This window comes from Streptomyces sp. NRRL F-525 (genome assembly GCF_000716605.1).
GTDB lineage: Bacteria > Actinomycetota > Actinomycetes > Streptomycetales > Streptomycetaceae > Streptomyces.
This window is the reverse complement of the sequence record NZ_JNXE01000016.1, coordinates 306,793-326,833: the sequence shown is the minus strand read 5'-3', so window position 1 is coordinate 326,833 and position 20,041 is coordinate 306,793. Positions and strand designations below refer to the sequence as shown.

Genomic DNA, 20,041 nt, shown 5'->3' with positions numbered 1-20,041 from the left:
CGGGTAGATGTCCTGGTACTTCTTCGGCGGGTTCTCCGCGTACGCGATCGTCCCGTCGGGGCGGTGGTGGAACCACTCCGGGTGCTTCTCCACCCACGGGTGGTCCGGGGAGCACTGGAGCGCGAAGTCCAGCGCGATCTCCATGCCCAGCTCGGCGGCCCGCGCGACGAACGCGTCGAAGTCCTCCAGCGTGCCCAGCTGCGGGTGGATCGCGTCGTGGCCGCCCTCGGGGGAGCCGATCGCCCACGGGACGCCGACGTCGTCCCGCCCTGCGGACAGGGTGTTGTTCGGGCCCTTGCGGAAGGTGGTCCCGATGGGATGGATCGGCGGGAGGTAGACGACGTCGAAGCCCATGGCCGCGATCCCGTCCAGGCGTTTCGCGGCCGTGCGGAACGTGCCGTGGGGCTGGGCCGGGGTGCCCTCGGAGCGCGGGAAGAACTCGTACCAGGCGCCGTAGAGGGCCCGTTCCCGCTCGACGAGAAGCGGCCGGGGCTCGGCGGCCGTGACCAGTTCCCGCAGGGGATACCGGGCCAGGACCCCGTCCACCTCCGGCGTCAGCGCGGCGGCGAGGCGGGACGCGGGCGGGCGGGTCTCGTCGCGGAGGGCGGACACGGCGGCGCGGAGGACGGGGCGGAGGCCCTTGCCCTTCGGGACGCCGGAGATGGCGCGTTCGTACAGTCGCGCGCCCTCCTCCAGGACCAGGTCCGTGTCCATTCCGGCCGGGATCTTGATCCGGGCGTGGTGGCGCCAGGTGGAGACGGGGTCGCTCCAGGCCTCCACGGTGTAGGTCCACCGGCCGGGTGCGCCGGGCGTGACCGTGGCGCCCCAGCGGTCGGAGCCCGGGGCGAGCTCCCGCATCGGGGTCCACGGGCCGGGGCGGCCGTCCGGGTCGTAGAGGACTGCGTTCGCGGCGACCGCGTCGTGGCCCTCGCGGAAGACGATGGCCGAGACCTCGAACGTCTCACCGGTGACCGCCTTGGCGGACCGGTGGCCGTGCTGGACGACCGGCCGGACATCGAGGACGGGGATGCGTCCGATGCCGGGCGAGGTGCCGTCCGCGGAGGGTGGCTCCGGGGCGGGGGGTGCCGTGCCGGCGGGGCGCACGGGGGGCGTGGCCTTGCCGGGTGTCGGGGGTGGTGACGAGTGGTGCGTGGCGGGCATGACCGCTCCTGTCCGCGTCAACGTGGGTGTGGGCGGATGGATGTGGGGAGGTGGGTCCTGCGAAGGAGATCCCGTGGTGCGTCTGGGGGGCGTACCGGTGGAGCCTTCCCACCCTATTCGGGTTAGCAATCCGGCAGGTTGCTAACTACTTACGCGCAGGTCTCCACAAAAGATCCAGGCCCCGTCCTGGGCGGACGGGGCCCGAACCGTCACTCCCGCGCTACGACCGCGGTACTTGCAGAAGTTTGTCCGGCGAACCGATCCCCGCGCCGGACACCTTCCCGGAAACCGCCCCCGAGACAAGAGCCGCGGAGACCTGTGCCGGGGTGGCACGCGGGTGGCCGGCGAGATAGACGGCCGCCGCGCCTGCCGCGTGGGGTGACGCCATGGACGTACCGGAGAAGGTCGCCTTCCCCGTGTCGCTCGCGTACGACGCGGAGGTGATCGAGACGCCCGGGGCGAACAGATCGACGGCCGGGCCGAAGTTCGAGAAGGCCGCCCGGGCGTCCGTCCGGTCGGTGGCGCCGACCGTGACGGCCTCCTTCACGTCCGCGGGGGAGTACAGGCCGGCCTGCAGCCCGTCGTTGCCCGCCGCGACCGTGTACGTGACACCGGCGGCGATCGAGTTGCGTACGGCCGCGTCCAGCTGGGCGTTGTGGATGCCGCCGAGGCTGAGGTTGGCGACCGCGGGCTTGTGCGCGTGCCGGGTGACCCAGTCGATACCGGCGATGACCTGCGAGGTCGTACCGGCTCCCGCGTTGTCGAGGACCCGGACGGCGACGACCTTGGCCTTCTTGGCGACGCCGTACGTGGTGCCGGCGATCGTTCCGGCGACATGGGTGCCGTGGCCGTTGCCGTCCTGGGCGGTGGCGTCGTTGTCGACGAAGTCCCAGCCGTAGCTCGCCCGGCCGCCGAAGTCCTGGTGGGTGATCCGGATGCCGGTGTCGATCACGTACACCGTCACGCCGCTGCCCCCGGCGGTCGGCGAGGTGTAGCTCTTGCTCAGCGGCAGGCTCGGCTGGTCGAGACGGTCCAGGCCCCAGGACGGCGGGTTGCGCTGGGTGCGGTCCACGGTGATCCGGGTGTCCTGGGCGACCGAGGCGACCCGGGCGTCCGCCGCGAGGAGTCTGGCCTGTCTCTCGTTGGCCTCGATGGCGTAGCCGTTCAGCGCCGTGCCGTAGGTGTGGCTTATTCTCGCCCCGTACTTCGTGGCGAGGCCCTTGCCGACGGCCGACGGAGCCGCGGTTCCCCCCTTCAGAGTCACCAGGTAACTGCCGCTCACGGAACCGGGTTCACCGGCGCCGAGTATGGTCCCCTCCGGTGCGGCGTGCGCGGGCAGGGTGATGGCCGAAAGCACCACGATGGTGGTGACCGCGGTCAGGCCCCCCGCCCGGCGCAGACGCCGCGTGCGCGTCCGTGCCATGTCGAGTTCCCCTCCTTCAACTCTCCACAGGGCAGCCTCTCGTGAGGCGCGAAGCACCACAAGGGCGCATGAGGGCGCCTTTTCAGTACATGCCGGTTCAACTTCTTCAGCGGGGGTCTGGGGGCGAAGCCCCCAGCAACGCCCACACCATCACCGGTACCGTCATCACACACGACGACGCACATAGCCGTGTGTCATCCAGCGAACGCGCCGAGGTGGAGCTGTGAAGGCGATCCGTCGATTCACCGTCCGTCCCGTTCTCCCCGAACCCCTCCGACCTCTCAGTGATCTGGCGCGCAATCTGCGCTGGTCCTGGCACGCCGACACCCGCGATCTCTTCCAGTCCGTCGATCCCGAGCGCTGGACCGCCTCGGAACGCGATCCCGTACGACTCCTCGGCAGCGTCTCCGCCGAGCGGCTCGCGGAGCTGGCCGAGGACAGCCGTTTCCTGCGCCGGCTCACCGAGGTCGCCGGAGACCTCGCCGACTACGTGGGCGGTGACCGCTGGTACCAGACCCAGGCCGCCGAACGTGAACTCCCCGCCGCCGTCGCCTACTTCTCGCCCGAGTTCGGTGTGACGGCCGCCCTGCCGCAGTACTCCGGCGGCCTCGGCATCCTCGCCGGCGACCATCTGAAATCGGCCAGCGATCTCGGCGTACCGCTGATCGGTGTCGGACTCCTGTACCGGCACGGATACTTCCGCCAGTCGCTGTCCCGGGACGGCTGGCAGCAGGAGCACTATCCGGTCCTCGACCCCAACGAACTCCCGGTCGCGCTGCTGCGGGAGGAGGACGGCTCCCCGGCCCAGGTCTCCCTCGCGCTGCCCGGAGGGCGTTCCCTGCGCGCCCGCGTCTGGCTGGCCCAGGTCGGCCGGGTGCCGCTCCTGATGCTCGACTCCGACGTCGAGGAGAACGACCTCGGCGAACGCAGCGTGACCGACGTCCTCTACGGCGGCGGCAGTGAACACCGGCTGCTCCAGGAGATGTTGCTCGGTATAGGGGGTGTGCGGGCGGTCCGGACGTACTGTCGCCTCACCGGTCACCCCGAGCCCGAGGTGTTCCACACGAACGAGGGACACGCGGGCTTCCTCGGCCTGGAGCGGATCGCCGAACTCTGCGACGCGGGGCTGGACTTCGACGCCGGCCTGGAGGCGGTGCGGGCCGGCACGGTCTTCACCACGCACACCCCGGTCCCGGCCGGAATCGACCGTTTCGACCGGGAGTTGGTGGCCCGGCACTTCGGTTCCGAGGCCGAACTCCCGCGCCTGGACGTCCAGCACATCCTGAACCTCGGCATGGAGACCTACCCGGGCGGCGAACCCAACCTCTTCAACATGGCCGTGATGGGCCTGCGCCTGGGGCAACGGGCCAACGGCGTCTCCCTGTTGCACGGCCAGGTGAGCCGCGAGATGTTCTCCGGACTCTGGCCGGGGTTCGACGCCGAGGAGGTGCCGATCACCTCCGTGACCAACGGGGTGCACGCGCCGACCTGGGTCGCCCCCGAGGTGTTCCGGCTCGGGGCGCGGCAGATCGGCGCTCAGCGCACCGAGGACGCTCTGACGGTGGGCGGTTCGGACCGCTGGGACGCGGTCGCGGAGATCCCGGACCAGGACATCTGGGAGCTGCGCCGCGATCTGCGTGAGCAGCTGGTGGTGGAGGTACGGGAGCGGTTGCGTGCCTCCTGGCGTCAACGCGGCGCGGGATCAGCCGAGTTGGGCTGGATCGACGGTGTCCTCGACCCCGACGTCCTCACGATCGGATTCGCGCGCCGCGTCCCGTCGTACAAGCGTCTGACGCTGATGCTGCGCGACCGGGACCGGCTGATGGATCTCCTCCTGCACCCGGACCACCCGATCCAGATCGTGGTGGCGGGCAAGGCGCACCCGGCGGACGACGGGGGCAAGCGGCTGGTGCAGGAGCTGGTGAAGTTCGCGGACGATCCGCGCGTCCGGCACCGCATCGTCTTCCTGCCCGACTACGGCATGGCGATGGCGCAGAAGCTGTACCCCGGCTGCGACATCTGGCTCAACAACCCGCTGCGCCCGCTGGAGGCGTGCGGCACGAGCGGGATGAAGGCGGCGCTGAACGGCTGCCTCAACCTCTCGGTGCTGGACGGCTGGTGGGACGAGTGGTTCCAGCCGGACTTCGGGTGGGCGATCCCCACGGCGGACGGTACGGGCACGGATCCCGATCACCGGGATGACGTGGAGGCCGCGGCGCTCTACGACCTTCTCGAGCAGCGGGTCACCCCGCGGTTCTACGAGCGCGGTCAGGACGGGCTGCCGGACCGGTGGATCGAAATGGTGCGCCAGACGCTGACGTTGCTCGGGCCGAAGGTGCTTGCCGGGCGCATGGTGCGTGAGTACGTGGAGCGGCTGTACGGGCCGGCCGCGCATGCCCATCGCGCGATGACCCCGGATGCGGCTCGTGAACTGGCCGCCTGGAAGGGGCGGGTGCGGGCTGCTTGGCATGGGGTGACCGTCGATCACGTGGAGGCGTCTGCGGCTACGGCCACGGCGGAACTCGGTACGACGCTGAATCTCCGGGTGCGGGTGGGGCTGGCGGGGCTTGCTCCGGATGATGTGGAAGTGCAGGCCGTTTCGGGGCGGGTGGATCCGGAGGATCGGATCGGGGACGCGACGACGGTTCCCTTGAAGCCGGCGGGGGGTCCGGATTCGGAGGGGCACTGGTTGTACGAGGGGCCGCTTGCCCTTGATCGCACCGGGCCCTATGGATACACCGTGCGGATCCTGCCTGCGCACCGACTCCTCGCGTCCAGTGCGGAGTTGGGGCTGGTGGCGGTGCCGGTGGAGGACGGGGTTGAAGGCGCGGGCGTGTTGATGCGGTAGTTCTTTGTCTGCCAGTCCGTCGTGGCTGGTCGCGCAGTTCCCCGCGCCCCTCTGGGGCGCGGGTCGTCCCCCTCTCCTACACCTCCGAATACGGCGCGCACATCTGCCTCAGCGTGCTGCCGAGCTTTCGGGCGTACGCGTGTTGCAAGCCCCTCGTCGCCGGGCCGCCCAGGCGGGCGTACCACTTGGCGCCTCGGCTGAAGGCGGAGACCGTCAGCCAGACCGTGCCGTCGCCCGTGCGGTCGACGACGAAGGCTTCCTCGCCGGATTCGGGGTGGCCGGGGAGGGTGCCGTAGGCCCAGCCCGCCCGGCGGTGTTCCTCCACCGTCCAGACGATGCGGCAGGGGGCCTTGATGAGGCCGGCGAGGGTGACCGTCACGTCGACGCCGGGGGCCGCTTTTTCTGCGGTCGCCTCGATGCCTACGCCCATTTCGCGGTGGAGTTCCCAGGTCAGGACCGCCTCGGCGGCCCGGCGGAAGACCTTCTCGCCCTCGCCGATACGTGTGCGCACATACATGGGGTGGAAGCCCGGGGGGCAGAAGCCGCGTTCGCGGGTCGCGCCGACGTCGTCGTACGTGAAGGACATGGAACCCAAGAGTAGGGCGGTACCCGGAATTGCCTTCGCTCCGGGTACCGCCCTAGTCACTTACCTGTCAACTCGGCTGTCGTCAGCTGACGTTGACGGCCGACCAGGCGGCCGCCACCGCGTTGTACTCGGTGGAACCGGAGCCGTACAGCGCCGCCGCCGCCGACAGGGTGCCGGTGCGGGCGCCCGCGTACTTGGTGGTCGACGTGAAGTACGTCGTCAGCGCCTTGTACCAGATCTGCAGCGCCTTGGCGCGGCCGATGCCGGTGACCGTGGAGCCGTTGGACGTGGGCGAGTTGTAGCTCACGCCGTTGATGGTCTTCGCGCCGCTGCCCTCGGACAGGAGGTAGAAGAAGTGGTTGGCGACGCCCGACGAGTAGTGCACGTCGAGGTTGCCGACCGAGGAGGACCAGTAGTTGGCGGAGCCGCCGTCCTTGCTGGGCTGGTCCATGTAGCGCAGCGGGGTGCCGTCGCCGTTGATGTTGATCTTCTCGCCGATGAGGTAGTCACCCACGTCGGACGAGTTGTTGGCGTAGAACTCCACGCCGGTGCCGAAGATGTCCGAGGTCGCCTCGTTCAGGCCGCCGGACTCGCCCGAGTAGTTCAGGCCCGCGGTGTTGGAGGTGACGCCGTGGCTCATCTCGTGGCCGGCCACGTCCAGCGAGGTGAGCGGGTGGGTGTTGCTCGACCCGTCGCCGTACGTCATGCAGAAGCAGCTGTCGTCCCAGAACGCGTTCACGTACGAACTGCCGTAGTGGACACGGGAGTAGGCGCCGACACCGTTGTTCTTGATGCCGCTGCGGCCGAACGTGTCCTTGTAGAAGTCCCACGTCTCCTGGGCGCCGTAGGCGGCGTCCGCGGCGGCGGTCACGTCCGTGGTGGAGCTGGACGCGGCGCCGGTGCCCCAGGTGTTGGTGGTGTTGGTGAAGAGGGTGCCGGTGCCGGACGTCCCGTGCTTCAGGTTGTACGTCTTGTGGCTGCCGCGCGAGGCGTCGGTCAGCGAGTACGTCGTGCCCGACAGCGTGGTGGTGAGGCTGACGGTGCCCGAGTACAGGGTCTTGCCGGTGCCGGTGGCGTTCTCGATGCCCTGGTACTCGAAGAGCTTCTTGCCGGAGGCCGCGTCGGTGATGACGTGCAGCTGGTTCGGGGTGCCGTCGTCCTGGAAGCCGCCGACGATCGTCTCGTAGGCGAGGACGGGGGTGGCGCCGCCGGCCCAGATGACCTTGCGGGCACCGTCGGCGGCGGTCTTGTCCGAGCCGGCGGCCTTGGCGATGGTCAGCGCCTGCTTCTCGGCCTTCGCGGTGGAGATCTTCGGCGTGACGGTGGAGACCTTGATGGCCGCCGCGTGCGCCTTGGTGACACCCTCGGTCTTGCCGGCCGGCGAGGTGTGCACGACGAGGTCGCCACCGAGGACCGGGAGGCCCGCGTAGGTGCGCTCGTAGCGGGTGTGGAGCGTGCCGTCGACGTCCTTGACGACGTCCTTGACGACCAGCTTCTCCTTGGTGCCGAGGCCTATCTGCTGGGCCGTCTCGGGCGCGGCGGCCTGCTTCTCCTGGACCAGCGCGGCGCGCGCGGAGTTGGAGAGGAGCTGCGGGGCGGCGGCCAGGGGCGCCGGCTTGGCCGCGGCGGGCTGGGCGGAGGCGCCGGTGCTGACACCGGTGGCGAGCAGGGCGCCGGCGGCGACCGCGGTGGCGATGGCCAGGGTGGTGCGCTTGTGACGCGCGTAGAGGGGGGTCACGCAAGCTCCTCTGTGGGGGAGTCCGGCAGTGTGGGGTTACTGACCGGAGCGGGTTGTGAATTGGCTGTGCTGAAGCGGCGTGAGGGAAGAGTGGCATCAGGGGCGCGTACATGTCAGGACCCCCAAGTGATGTTGGCTGAAAATCGACTGTCCGGGAAACATTGCGGCAATGTAAACGTCCACAACAGAGCGCCGCCCCGGAGTTGAAACCCCGAGGCGGCGTCTTGTTTGCGCGGCGTGAAGTGGACGCCTGGGTTTTACGGGAACGTAAGCTTCCAGCTGTTGATGTAGCCGGTGTCCTGTGCCGCCACGTCCTGGACCTTCAACTTCCAGACGCCGTTGGCGACTTCGGAGGACGCGTTGACGGTGTAGGTCGCCTGCACGTTGTCCGCCGAGTCGGACGAGCTGGAGTTCTTCAGCCGGTACGTCGACCCGTCCGGAGCGACCAGGTCGATCACCAGGTCACCGCGCCAGGTGTGCACGATGTCGACCGTGACCGAGAGGTTCGAGGGCGCGTTGCCCGTCCGCCCGGACACGGTGACCGAGGAGGTGACGGCCGCCCCGTTGTCCGGAATCGACACGTCGGCCGTGTTCTCGAACGACGTGCCGCCACCGCCGCCGCCACCGGAGCGCGCACCGACCGCCACGGCCGCCCACGCGTCCTGCACCGCCTTGTACTCGGCGCCCGTCGTGCCGTACAGCTCACCGGCCGCCGCCAGCGTCCCGGTGCGGGCCGCCGCGTAGTTGGTGGTGGACGTGAACTTCGTGGTGAGCGCGCGACTGTCCGCGGAGCCGCCGTCCTTGCTCGGCTTGTCCATGTAACGCAGCGGCGTGCCGTCGCCGTTGATGTCGATCTTCTCGCCGATGAGGTAGTCGCCCACGTCGGTCGAGTTGTTGGCGTAGAACTCGACGCCGGTGCCGAAGATGTCGGAGGTCGCCTCGTTCAACCCGCCTGATTCACCGGAGTAGTTGAGCCCGGCGGTGTTGGAGGTGACGCCGTGGCTCATCTCGTGGCCGGCCACGTCGAGGGCCGTCAGCGGGTCCGCGTTGCCGGAGCCGTCGCCGTACGTCATGCAGAAGCAGCTGTCGTCCCAGAACGCGTTGACGTACGAATTCCCGTAGTGGACACGGGAGTAGGCGCCGACGCCGTTGTTCTTGATGCCGCTGCGGCCGAACGTGTTCTTGTAGAAGTCCCAGGTCTCCGCCGCGCCGTAGTGCGCGTCGGCGCCGGCCGTCGCCGCGTTCGACGTGGTGCCGTTGCCCCAGGTGTTGGTGGTCTGCGAGAACAGCGTGCCGGTGCCGGACGTCCCGTGGTTCAGGTTGTACGTCTTGTGGCCGCCGCGGTCGCCGTCGGTCAGGGTGTAGTTGGAGCCCGACTGCGTCGTCGTCAGCGGGACCGAGCCGCTGTACTGGGTGTTGCCGGTGCCGGTGGCGTTCTCGATGCCCTGGTACTCGTAGAGCTTCTTGCCGGTGGCCGCGTCCGTGATGACGTGGAGCTCGTTCGGGGTGCCGTCGTCCTGGAGGCCGCCGACGACCGTCTCGTAGGCGAGAACCGGCTTGCCGCTCGCGGCCCAGATCACCTTGCGGGCCGAGTCCGCGGCCGACTTGGTGGAACCGAGGGCCTTGGCGCGGGAGACCGCCTGCTTCTCGGCCGCCGCCGTCGTGACGTCCGGGGTGAGGTCGGCGACCGCGATGGTGGCGTTGGTCGCCTTGATGACGCGCTCGGTGGCACCGGACTTGGCGGTGTCGACGACCAGGTCGCCGCCCAGGACCGGGAGTCCGCCGTAGGTGCGCTCGTAGCGGGTGTGGACCGTGCCGTCGGCGTCCTTGACGACGTCACGGACGACGAGTGCTTCCTTGGTGCCGAGGCCGATGTCCTTGGCCGTCGAGGTCCGCGCCGACGCGGCGTCGCGGAGCAGCTCGGCGCGCTGCGAGGGGGAGAGCGAGAGGGCCATGTGCGCCGGATTCCCCTTGCTGGCAAGGGGGTTGGCCGGAGCGGCGGAGGAGGTCGCGCCGGCCTGGACGGCTGCGGCGAGCAGAGCGGTGACGCCGGCTACGGCGACTATGTGGGAGGTGCGTCTGCGCGAGGAATTGCTTCTCAACACTGACTCCTTCGGGACGGTCGCGGATCGCGCGACCTGGGGAGATCACAGGGATCACAGTGATCACTGGTGTGAAGCTGTGGGGTTGCTGTGAAGCGCCAGGGGGAAGAGTGGCAGCAGCTCGCGCTTTCTGTCAGGAGCGCGTCAGGAGGTTGGCCGGAATTCGTTCGTTGTCCGGATGTTCAAGTCCGTTATGCGGATCGTCACTTGACGCATGCGAAGCACTGCTTGACGATTCTTTGACCGTGAACAGAAATTTTCCGGGCCGACATGCCCCCGGAACCAACCCGTAAAAGATCCGGCACGATCCTGCCGTTCGAACCGGCGGTCCTGCCGGACCGCCGCTCCCACGAAGGGAGTTGACGGCTGCAGTGATTCCTTATCCCAACTGGCTGGACGCGGGCGACAACGCCTGGCAGCTCGTCGCGGCGACACTCGTCGGCCTGATGAGCATCCCCGGCATCGCGATCCTCTACGGCGGCCTGGTCCAGCGCAAATGGGTCGTGAACACCATGTTCATGGCCTTCACCGGCTTCTCGCTGGTCCTGGTCGGCTGGGTCCTCTGGGAGTTCAAGATGGGGTTCGGCGAACCCCTGGACTCCCACTGGCCCGGCATCCTCGGCGCGTTCGTCGGCCGGCCCGGCACCATCGTCGGTTCGGCGAGCGAACAGCAGCAGGCGTGGATACCGCTCGTCAACGGCAACGACCTGATGCCGAGCTTCCACTTCCCGCAGGCCACCCTCGCCTACTTCCACTTCGCGTTCGCGGCGATCACCCCGCTCCTCTTCATGGGCAGCGTGATCGGCCGCATGAACATCCGCGCGTGGCTGCTCTTCGTCCCGATCTGGTCGACCCTGGTCTACACGGTCAACGCCTTCCTGCTCTGGGGCGGCGGCTGGTGGGCGGCCAAGGGCGCGCTCGACTACTCCGGCGGCTACGTCATCCACCTCGCCGCCGGCACCTCGGGCTTCGTCGCGGCGGCGGTGATCGGACCGCGCCTGGCCCGCGACCGCGCCCACGGCGTGCCCAACAACCTCCCCATGGTCGCCGTCGGCGCGGGCATCCTCTGGCTCGGCTGGAACGGCTTCAACGGCGGCGACATGTACTTCGGCGGCCACAACGCGGCCCTCGCCGTCCTCAACACCAATCTCTGTACGGCAGTTGCCCTGCTGGTGTGGGTCTTCTGGGACATGTTCGTCGGCCCGCAGCGCAAGCCGACCTTCCTCGGCGGCATCAACGGCATGATCGTCGGCCTGGTGGCGATCACCCCGGCGGCCGGCTTCGTCACCGGGATCGGCGCGATCTACATCGGCATCATCGCGTCGTCCATCGTCTGGCTGGCCTGGAACTACCTCTCCAAGGTCCCGCCGTTCAACAAGGTCGACGACGCGCTCGGCGTCGTCTACACCCACGGCATCGCGGGCCTCGCCGGCGGCATGCTCGTCGGCATCTTCGCCGACCCGGCGGTCGCCGTGTACCTCAACAAGGACGGCACCACGGCGTTCTCCACCAGCGGCTGGCTCTACGGCAACCTCGACCAGCTCTGGAAACAGGCGGGTTCGGCCGGCACGGTCATCGTCTACGACGCCGTGATGACCTTCCTCATCCTCAAGGCGATCGGCCTGTTCGTGAAACTCCGGGCGCCGGACGAGGTGTTGGAGGCCGGCGACATCGCGGTCCACGACGAGGAGGCGTATCCGGCGGAGTCGGCGGTGGCGTCGGCGTCCGTGTCCGAACCGGTGGGCGCGGTGGCGGCACCGGCCGCGGAGAAGGCCAAGGAACCGGACTCCAGCTGAAATGGCCGGAGTTGAGGAAGACCCGTGAAACTCGTCACCGCGGTCCTCCCTCCGCACCGCGTCCCGGACGTCATGAAAGCCCTCCAGTCGTTCGGGGTGCGCGGAGTGACGGTGACCGAGGTGAGCGCCTACGAGCCCCGGCAGGTCCGGGTCGAGGTCTACCGGGGCAGCGAGTACCGGGTGAACCTCGCCCCGCGGCTCCGGCTCGACATCCTCACCCTCGACTTCGACGCGACCGACCTCGTCCGTGTCATCCGCGCCGCGGGAGGACGCGGCACGGGCGGCGGCACGGTGTGGGTGACTCCGGTGGAGGAGGTGGTGCGGATCCGGACGCGGGAGCGGGGGCCGGACGCGGTGTGAGCCGGCCGTCCCGGAGGTTCGTACGGCTCAGCCGAAGCGTGCCTCCGGGATCGCCTCCAACTGCTGTGCCCACGCGGGGTACTTGGCGACCTTCGCGGCGGCCGCCCGGCCGACCTCCGTGGCGAGGCCAGGGTCCATGTCGTCGGAGAAACGGACGGCGGTGATGCGCTGGATGTGCGGCAGGATCGTGTCGTCGCCCGCCAGATGGACCGGGTCGTGCAGGTACCGCTCCAGCGCGGCGAGGTCCGGCACGGCCGCGCAGTAGGTGTGCGTGTACCCGTCGTCCGGGCCGATGTCCTGGCCGACGACACCGAACGCGGCCGATTCCACGGACGCCGTCCGCCGCATCGCCGCGAGCACCGCGGCCTTCTCCTCCTCGGTCGTGCCGTCCTTGAAGCTGAACCGCAGGATGTTGACGATCACCGGATTCCCTCCCGGGGGCCGTATGCCGTAACTGAACCGATTGGTTCAATCTATTGGTCCATCAGATCCACCACAAGGGGATACCCTGCGGAGGTGACTGCGACGGCCCGTGGAGCCCGGGGGCGGATCGACAAGCGGCAGGCGATCCTGGACGCGGCCTTCGTCGTCTTCGCGCGCCGGGGGTACGCGCAGGCATGCGTGAAGGAGATCGCCGACGAGGCGGGCGTGGCCAAGCCGACCGTCTACAACCACCTCGCCGACAAGGAGACCCTCTTCCGGCACGCGGTGGAGACCGCGGCGGACGCGGTGGCGGCGGAGAACCTCGCCGTCCTCGAACGGCTCCGCGACCCGGGTGACGATCTGCGCGAGACCCTCGCGGACACCGGTCACCGGCTGCTCGGGGTGTGCTGCGGCGAACGCTCCCGGGCCCTGCGGTGGCTGACGTACTCGCAGGTCGGCGGCTTCCCCGACCTGATCGAGGCGGTCCAGTCGCGTACGTCGGACCGGATCGCCGAGGCGCTCGCCGACCGGCTGGCCCGCCTCGTGCTGGCGGGCCGGCTGCGCTCCTGCGACCCGGCGCTCGCGGCGGAGCAGTTCCTCGCTCTCCTCACCGGCCCGCTGGAGGGCCGCAGCCGCCTCGGTACGCGCGAGGTGCCGGCCGCGGAGATCCGCGCGGTGGCGGATGCGGCGGTCGACACCTTTCTGCGGGCGTACGGGGTCTGAACTCCTCGAGGGCGTCGGTCAGTTGGCTCCGGTGCCCGGCCGCTCCCCGTGCCACGAATGCCACAGCGCCGCGTACGCCCCCTCCGCCGCCACCAGCTCCTCGTGCGGCCCCAGTTCGGTCAGCAGGCCGTTCTCCATCACCGCCACCCGGTCCGCGTCATGCGCGGTGTGGAGACGGTGGGCAATGGCAATCACGGTGCGGCCCTCCAGCACGGCGGCCAGGGCGCGCTCGGTGTGGCGGGCGGTGGCCGGGTCCAGCAGGGCCGTCGCCTCGTCCAGGATCAGCGTGTGCGGGTCGGCCAACACCACGCGGGCCAAAGCGAGTTGCTGGGCCTGTGAGCCGTCCGTGGCCGAACCCCGGGGGCCGAGGCGGGTGTTGAGGCCGTCCGGCAGGTCCCGGACCCACTCCTCGGCGCCGACCGCGTTCAGCGCCGCCCACAACTCCTCGTCCGTGGCGGCCGGTTCGGCGATCAGGAGGTTGTCGCGGACCGAGCCGAGGAAGACGTGGTGCTCCTGGGTGACCAGCACGACCTGGCGGCGCAGCGTCTCCGGTGAGAGGCCGTGGACCGGCACCCCGCCGACGGTCACCGTGCCCTCGGTCGGCGCGTCGACGCCGGCCAGCAGCCGGCTCAGCGTGGTCTTGCCGGCGCCCGACGGGCCGACCACCGCGAGCCGTTCACCCGGCCGTACGGTCAGGTCGACGCCGTGCAGGACCTCGCCGCCGCGCTCGTAGGCGTACCGCACGCCCGTCACGTCGATCCGGTCGTCCGCCGGGGCCGGGGCGTCGCCCTCGCCCTCCGCGCGGGGCGCCCGGGCCAGCCCCTCCACACGGGCGAACGAGGCGCCGCTGCTCTGGAGTTGCTCGATCCGCATCAGGATCTGGTCCAGCGGTTCGGTGAACTGCCGCAGATACAGCGCCGCCGCGACCACCGCACCCAGGCCAACCTCCCCGCGCCCGTGCAGCCACCCGCCGACGAACAGCACGCCCGCCACCGGGATCGTGTACGACACCTCGACCGCGGGGAAGAACACCGTCCGCAGGAACAGGGTGTAGAGCCTGCTTCGCAGCGCCGTCCGCAGCGTGTCGCGGCTCGCGGTGACCCGGCGCTCCTGGAGCCGGAACGCCTCCACCGTGCGGGCCCCGGCCACGGTCGCCGTGAGGATCTCGGCGACCTCCGAGTTGGCCGCGCCCTCCGCGAGATAGCCGTCCCGGGCCCGCCGTAGATACCAGCGCAGCGCGAACCACACCGGCGTCAGCCCCAGCACCCCGAACAGCCCGAGCAGCGGGTCGAGGGCGAACACCGCGCCCATCACGAACAGCGCCTGCACCGAGTTGACCAGCAGATCCGGCCCGACATCGCGCAGGGTCGTCCCCACGATCGCCACGTCCGCCGTGCCGCGCGCGGTCAAGTCCCCCGTCCCGGCCCGCTCCACGACCGACGCGGGCAGCGCCAGCGCCCGGTCGACGAAGTCCTCCCGGACCCGCGCCAGCGTGCGCTCGCCGAACCGGTGCCCCACGTACCGCGCCCACCGCGCCAGCAGCAACTGGGCCAGCGCGCACGCCACAATGACCAGGGCCAGCCGGTCCACCGTGCTCACCCCGGCCCCGGCCCGCACCTCGTCCACGATCCGCCCGAGCAGCCACGGCCCGGCGAGCCCTGCCCCGGCGGCCAGCGCGTTCACGACGAGCACGACGGCGAACGCCCGCCGGTCCACTCGTACGAGACGAAACGCGGCCCGCCGTACGTCCGCCCGCTCCGCGACCGGCAGTTGACCCTTCGCCAACGAGGACTGCGTCACCGTACGACCTCTTCCTCTTCCGCGTCCCGGGCCACCAGCGCGCGGTAGCCGGGTTCCTCCGCCAGCAGCTGGCGGTGGACTCCGCTGGCCGCGACCTTGCCGTCGACCAGGTAGTGCACGGTGTCCGCGTGGTCCAGGACCAGCGGGGACGTCGTGGTCACCACCGTCGTACGGCCGGTGCGCTCCGCGTGCAGCCGTAGCGCGACCGCCGCCTCCGTGTGCGCGTCGAGCGCCGAGGTCGGCTCCACCGCGAGGAGCACCTCGGGTTCGGCGAGCAACGCCCTTACCAGGCGCACCCGTTGACGCTGTCCTCCGGAGAGACTGCGCCCCTGCGCGGCCACCGCCGAGTCGAGTCCCTCCGGCAGCCCCTGCACGATGTCGTCGGCGGCGGACGCGCGCACGGCCTTCGCCACCGCCTCCGCCGGCCGCTCGTGGCGCCCGGACACGACCTCCGTCAGCGGTCCGGCGAACAGGTCGGCCTCGTTGTCGGCGACCAGGATCCGCGCCCGCACCTGCTCCAGCGGAATCGCGTCCAGCCGTACCTCACCCCAGGTCGCCACGGACGGCGCGTACCGCCCGAGCCGGTCGACCACCGCCAGCGCGTCGGCGGGCCGCGCCCCGACCAGCGCGGTCAGCCGCCCCGGCAGCACCCGCACCCCGGAGTCGGGATCGTGCAGGACGGCCGGTTCGGCGGGAGCGTCCAACTCCCCGCGGTCCGGGGTGGGTTCGAGCCGCAGCAGGTCCACGACCCGCCGCGCGGCGACCACGCCCCGGCTCAGCTCGTAGACCATCTGCACGAAGAACGCCACCGGGCCGATCAGCACCGCGACATAGCCGTACACCGCGACCAACTCGCCGATGCTGAGCTGCCCTTGGGCCGCCAGCCGGGCCGCGAGCCAGGTCACCACGGCGAGGAACAGCGTCGGCAGTCCGACCCCGATCGCCTGCACCCAGCTGGCCACCGCGCCCACCCGGTACCCCTGCGCCCGCAGTCGCTGCGAGTCACGGCGGAACGCGTCGGCGAACAGCCCTTTGCCGCCAAGGCCGTTGAGGACGCGCAGGCCGCCCGCGAGATCGCCGATGCGCGCGGTCAGCACGCTCTGCCGCTCCCGGTACTCCGTCTCCACGCTCTGCAGCCGCAGCGTCAACGGCCCCGCGAGCAACGCGATCACCGGCACACCCAGCAGCACCACGGCGGCCAGCGGCGCCGAGATCGACAGCAGCACGCCCGCGACCACGCCGTAGACGACGAGGGCGCCGAAGCCGGGGCCGACGACCGTCAGGGACTGGGCGATCGTCCACACGTCGCCGACGCCGGTGGTGATGACCTCGCCGGCCTGCGCCCGTCGGGAGAGCACGGCGCCGAGCCGGACCGTCTGGCCGACGATCAGCTTGACCGTGCGGAAGTTGGCGTCGATCCGGACCCGGGTCATCGTGCGGTGGCGCATGATGCTCAGCCACGAGTTGACCGCGCCGACCACGAACAGCACCCCGGTCCACCAGGCCAGCGCGCCCATGTTCCCCGGCACCAGCCCGTCGTCGACCGCCCGGGACATCAGATACGGCGCCGCCGCCATCAGCACCATCCACACGCTCGACAGCAGCGCCCCGGACACCGCCCGCGCCCGCTGCCGCCACACCAGCCACCACAGGAACCGCCAACCGCCGCGACAGTCGGGCGTCCCGGGATCCTCGTACGCGTCGATCATGTGCCTCCTTGCCCGGGCTGCCGGGCGCGCGCAGCCGTGAGCGATCCGGGGGTGGTTGGAGGCAACGAAGATTACCGAGCGTGAGCGCGGTTGCCCATCGAATATCGGGCGCCCGCACGCCGAGGGGCCGGTACGCAGGCTGCGCGTACCGGCCCCAACAGGTGTTCGTCAGCCTGGGGTTACCCCTGCGCGGTCCTACGGCGGCGCATCCACCACACGAGCGCTCCGCCCGCGACGGCGAGGGCGCCGGCGATGCCCGCGATCAGGCCGACCGGGGTGTCGTTGCCGGTGTGGGCGAGGTCGCCACCGGAGTCGTCGGGCGCGGGTGTCGTGGGTGCCGGTGCCGGGGTGCTCCCGCCGCCTCCGCCGCTGTGGGTCGGGGTGGGCGTCGGCTTCCCGGTGTGGGTCGGGGTGGGTGTCGGGGTCGGCGTGGGGGTGGACGTGCCGGTGTCGTCGGCGGCCGTGTTCGCGCCGAGGAGCACCTGACCCGTCGTGTCGGTGTTGTCGGTCAGGGTCCTCACGCTGGTCTGCGTCTGCCGGGGCAAGTACCGGTGCTGGGCGGTGAATTGGACCTTGCTGACGTTCTTCTTGGGCTGCTTCGAGAGGTCGACGCCGCCCACGATGTAGACCTGCACGGTGCCGTTGGCGGGGACGTCGTACGTGAACTCGCCGTGCGTGTAGATGTACCGGTACTTCTGGAACAGCGCCTCGCGGGTCCAGTTCTGGTTGGGCGCGCGCAGCGGCCAGCGCGTGGCGTCGCCGCTGTTGATGATGGCGTGGTAGTCGGTGGGCGCCTTGGCGTCCTGCTGGCGGATGTACTCGGCGGCGACGCGCGCGGTGTAGACGCGACGCAGATCGGCGTATTGGGGCGCGGTGTTGATGGTCTTCTCCACCGCGGGCACGATCATCGAGTCGATGACCCGCTGGGCCGCCGCGGTCTGGGCCGCGTCCGGGGTGCAGATCGGCTCGCCGGGACCGGGCGTGACGGTGGTCTGCGCGGTCGACTTCAGGCGCAGCGGGGTGTCGAGGATGTAGATGCCGCCGTCCTGCTCACGGACCTGCGCGGTCTTCGGCTCGATCCAGTTGCGCAGCCCGGGCATGCAGGGCTTGCCGTTCACCTGGGGAAGAGCGGCCCAGTAGCGCTTGCCGAGGTCGGTGGCGGGGTCCATGGCCTTGTAGAAGTCGTGCTTCATCTGGAGATCTGCCTCCAGGAGCACCCGACCGGCGTCCGTCTTGCCGAACTTGGCGTCCATGATGCGGTCCGGCTCGTCCGGGTTGAGATTGACCCAGAACTTGTCGGGGGTCAGCGCGAGCCACGTGAAGAACGCGTCCGAGATCAACTGGGAGTTGGCCTTGCCGCCCCACCCGGACTGCTCGGCCGGGTCCTCCTTGGCGTCGAACGCGAAGTCGACTCCCTTGCCCCTGACCGGCTTGCCGACGTACTTCAGGTCCAGCGTCGAGAAGTCGACACCGCCGGGGCCGCGCGGCAGGCCACCCGGGTTGGCGGCGTTCTTGGCGTTCAGGAAGTCCGCCATGGTCTTCGGGGTGGGCCGCGACTCACGGATCAGATCGGTGAGCCCGCCCCGGGTGGAACCGGCCTGCCCGGGGGGCTGCATGAGCCCGCTGCTCGCGCGCTCTCCAACACCCTTGGGTGCCAACTCCACGCGGTCCGTACGGTAGTTGTACTCGGTGACCCGGTTGCCGGCCACCTGCCGCATCTCCCCGAGGAACTTCTTCGCGTCCGCCTTCTGCGGCTCCGCGAAGACATACTTGACCTTGCTGTCCTTCCACGCCGGGTCCTTGGCCCACGCCAGGTCCTTGGGCACCTGGGTGCGATCCGGGCTGCCGTTGGACTTGATCTCCAGGATCTGCTTCGTCCGCGTGTTGTACGCGTCGAGCTTGCGCCGGTACGTCTTGCCGGTGTCGGGGTCCTTGAACTCGACCTCCTTCTGGCAGATCCACTCCGGCCCGACCAGCCCGTGATCCTTGATCACCTTCTGCTCGAAGGCCTTGCCGCGCGGGTCGTTCCCGGAGTTCGGGATGAAGGCGGCGTCCCGATAGTCGGTGAAATTCGGGTACTTGTCCTTCTGCTGGAGCCACCGCCACCAGACCCGGTCGGGCTGCGTGGCCGGCGCCTTGGTCAACTCGGACAGCGCGGCCTGCTTGACGGCGGACGGCGCCCCGAGCCCGTCCCACTCCTTCGCCGGATTGACGTACGAGTAGTCGTCCCACTGCGAGGTCGCGCGGGACGCGTCGAACTGCGGAAGCCCCACGGTGGGGCGGGTGTTGGAAGGCAGGCCGTACAACTCGTCACAGCGCTTGCCCGGGTCGAGTGGTCGCGGCGCGGCCTCCGCCGACGTGATGCCCGGAAGCCCGGTGAGGGCCATGACCGAGGCGCACGCGAGCGCGACGACCGACCGCCGCAGCGCGCGCAACCGCCGGGCGCGTATGGGTGTTTGCACGTGAAGTCCCCGTGGGGGCCCAGTAGGCATGGGGTGTCCGCGCGGCACCAGGGGCCCCCGTGGTCGATGTGGCGCCGACGAACGGACCACACGCTAGACACGCCCATGTACATGCCGAAGCCGATCCGTCCTTCGGTGACCGGGTCAACTCGCCTTCTCCACAGGCTGTTCACAGCTTGGTGCGGGCCCGCGTCATACGCTCGGCGCCATGAGCCCCGTATCTCCCGAAACCCGGGTGGACCCCCGTCGCAGCGGGCACGCACATCTGGTCGTCGTCCAGCCCCCCTTCGCGCCTCCGCTACGTCCCGACGAGCGCCCGCCGGTTGTGGCGCATGCCCCGGAGGCGGCGCGGGCGGCGGTGTTGTCGCTGTCGTCGGTCGCGGGGATTCGGCGTGAGGAGACTCCGTCGGGGCTGGGTCATCCCGAAAGCCCTGCGGATCGGCGGGAGTTGGACGTCGTACGGGCCGCTGTGTGGGGGTCCACGGTCAAGGTGACGGACCCGGCGCTCGTCGAGGACGGGGTGTTGTCCAGCGCGTTGGAGGACGAGTTCCGGGCGCAGAAGAAACTGCACCCGGACGCCCGCGTCGTCGCCGTGTGCGAACGGGACTTCGGGGCCGCCTACTTGAAGATTCTGGTGGCGGTGCCCGGGGCGCCCGATCTGACGGTCGAGGGCTTCGACGAGCTGGATGTCACCGGTGACGCTCGCACCACGCTGACCGCCGTGGGTGCCGATCCCGGTCAACTGATCGACGAGGACGCGGACTTCGTCGACTACGACGGGTTGTTGCACGTGCTGACCGGCGGGGCGTTGTCCGTCTACGCGGATGAGCAGCGGGGGGAGTCGACGTTCGTGGTCGACCGTAGTGCGGAGGGGGAGGCGGAGATCGAGGAGGTGTGGTTCGCCTGAACC

General features: G+C 70.3%; 14 protein-coding genes. 5 read left to right on the top strand and 9 right to left on the bottom strand.

The window, feature by feature from the left end:
* A partial coding sequence (locus OO69_RS24240; RefSeq protein ID WP_033282825.1) for a maltotransferase domain-containing protein occupies positions 1-1,161 on the bottom strand: 1,161 nt, incomplete at its 3' end.
* A gap of 220 nt (positions 1,162-1,381) precedes the next feature.
* Positions 1,382-2,584: a S8 family peptidase gene (locus tag OO69_RS24235; RefSeq protein ID WP_033282824.1), complete on the bottom strand. Its 1,203-nt coding sequence runs from the start codon at positions 2,582-2,584 to the stop codon at positions 1,382-1,384.
* 223 nt (positions 2,585-2,807) lie between these two features.
* On the opposite strand from OO69_RS24235, the gene OO69_RS24230 reads away from it, so the two are divergent.
* Positions 2,808-5,432: a glycosyltransferase family 1 protein gene (locus OO69_RS24230; protein ID WP_033282823.1), complete on the top strand. Its 2,625-nt coding sequence runs from the start codon at positions 2,808-2,810 to the stop codon at positions 5,430-5,432.
* A 76-nt stretch (positions 5,433-5,508) separates the two neighbouring features.
* Here OO69_RS24230 and OO69_RS24225 read toward each other — a convergent pair whose 3' ends face one another.
* The 3 genes from OO69_RS24225 to OO69_RS24215 all read right to left on the bottom strand — a co-directional run bounded on the left by OO69_RS24225 (position 5,509) and on the right by OO69_RS24215 (position 9,858).
* Positions 5,509-6,018 carry a DUF1990 family protein gene (locus tag OO69_RS24225; RefSeq protein ID WP_033282866.1) on the bottom strand — a complete coding sequence of 170 codons (510 nt, stop codon included), beginning with the start codon at positions 6,016-6,018 and terminating at the stop codon, positions 5,509-5,511.
* Between the two features lie 82 nt (positions 6,019-6,100).
* Positions 6,101-7,756, bottom strand: coding sequence for a M4 family metallopeptidase (locus OO69_RS24220; protein ID WP_033282822.1), 1,656 nt, complete (start codon positions 7,754-7,756; stop codon positions 6,101-6,103).
* A gap of 257 nt (positions 7,757-8,013) precedes the next feature.
* The gene (locus tag OO69_RS24215; protein ID WP_033282821.1) at positions 8,014-9,858 is read right to left on the bottom strand and encodes a M4 family metallopeptidase; all 1,845 of its coding nucleotides are present in this window, start codon (positions 9,856-9,858) and stop codon (positions 8,014-8,016) included.
* A gap of 371 nt (positions 9,859-10,229) precedes the next feature.
* On the opposite strand from OO69_RS24215, the gene OO69_RS24210 reads away from it, so the two are divergent.
* Positions 10,230-11,654: an ammonium transporter gene (locus OO69_RS24210; protein ID WP_033282820.1), complete on the top strand. Its 1,425-nt coding sequence runs from the start codon at positions 10,230-10,232 to the stop codon at positions 11,652-11,654.
* Between the two features lie 24 nt (positions 11,655-11,678).
* Positions 11,679-12,014: a P-II family nitrogen regulator gene (locus OO69_RS24205; protein ID WP_033282819.1), complete on the top strand. Its 336-nt coding sequence runs from the start codon at positions 11,679-11,681 to the stop codon at positions 12,012-12,014.
* 27 nt (positions 12,015-12,041) lie between these two features.
* Here OO69_RS24205 and OO69_RS24200 read toward each other — a convergent pair whose 3' ends face one another.
* The gene (locus tag OO69_RS24200) at positions 12,042-12,437 is read right to left on the bottom strand and encodes a Dabb family protein (RefSeq protein ID WP_033282818.1); all 396 of its coding nucleotides are present in this window, start codon (positions 12,435-12,437) and stop codon (positions 12,042-12,044) included.
* A gap of 93 nt (positions 12,438-12,530) precedes the next feature.
* Here OO69_RS24200 and OO69_RS24195 point away from each other — a divergent pair, with 93 nt between their 5' ends.
* Entirely contained in the window at positions 12,531-13,160 is a 630-nt protein-coding gene (locus tag OO69_RS24195) for a TetR/AcrR family transcriptional regulator (protein ID WP_033282817.1), read from the top strand.
* 18 nt (positions 13,161-13,178) lie between these two features.
* On the opposite strand, the gene OO69_RS24190 is transcribed toward OO69_RS24195, so the two are convergent.
* From OO69_RS24190 to OO69_RS51390, 3 genes are all read right to left on the bottom strand, one after another.
* Positions 13,179-14,945, bottom strand: coding sequence for an ABC transporter ATP-binding protein (locus OO69_RS24190; protein ID WP_033282865.1), 1,767 nt, complete (start codon positions 14,943-14,945; stop codon positions 13,179-13,181).
* An 11-nt stretch (positions 14,946-14,956) separates the two neighbouring features.
* Positions 14,957-16,669 (bottom strand): ABC transporter ATP-binding protein, encoded by a 1,713-nt coding sequence (locus tag OO69_RS24185; protein ID WP_033282816.1) that lies wholly within the window; start codon positions 16,667-16,669, stop codon positions 14,957-14,959.
* Between the two features lie 179 nt (positions 16,670-16,848).
* Positions 16,849-19,131, bottom strand: a complete 2,283-nt coding sequence (locus tag OO69_RS51390; protein WP_033282815.1) for an LPXTG cell wall anchor domain-containing protein — start codon at positions 19,129-19,131, stop codon at positions 16,849-16,851.
* Between the two features lie 208 nt (positions 19,132-19,339).
* Here OO69_RS51390 and OO69_RS51990 point away from each other — a divergent pair, with 208 nt between their 5' ends.
* Positions 19,340-20,038 carry a DUF6333 family protein gene (locus tag OO69_RS51990; protein ID WP_158713416.1) on the top strand — a complete coding sequence of 233 codons (699 nt, stop codon included), beginning with the start codon at positions 19,340-19,342 and terminating at the stop codon, positions 20,036-20,038.
* Positions 20,039-20,041: the final 3 nt, after the last annotated feature.

Coding starts and splice junctions, on each gene's coding strand:
- OO69_RS24185 (WP_033282816.1), bottom strand. CDS start 16,669: ATGATCGACGCGTACGAGGATCCCGGGACGCCCGACTGTCGCGGCGGT.
- OO69_RS24225 (WP_033282866.1), bottom strand. CDS start 6,018: ATGTCCTTCACGTACGACGACGTCGGCGCGACCCGCGAACGCGGCTTC.
- OO69_RS51990 (WP_158713416.1), top strand. CDS start 19,340: ATGAGCCCCGTATCTCCCGAAACCCGGGTGGACCCCCGTCGCAGCGGG.
- OO69_RS24235 (WP_033282824.1), bottom strand. CDS start 2,584: ATGGCACGGACGCGCACGCGGCGTCTGCGCCGGGCGGGGGGCCTGACC.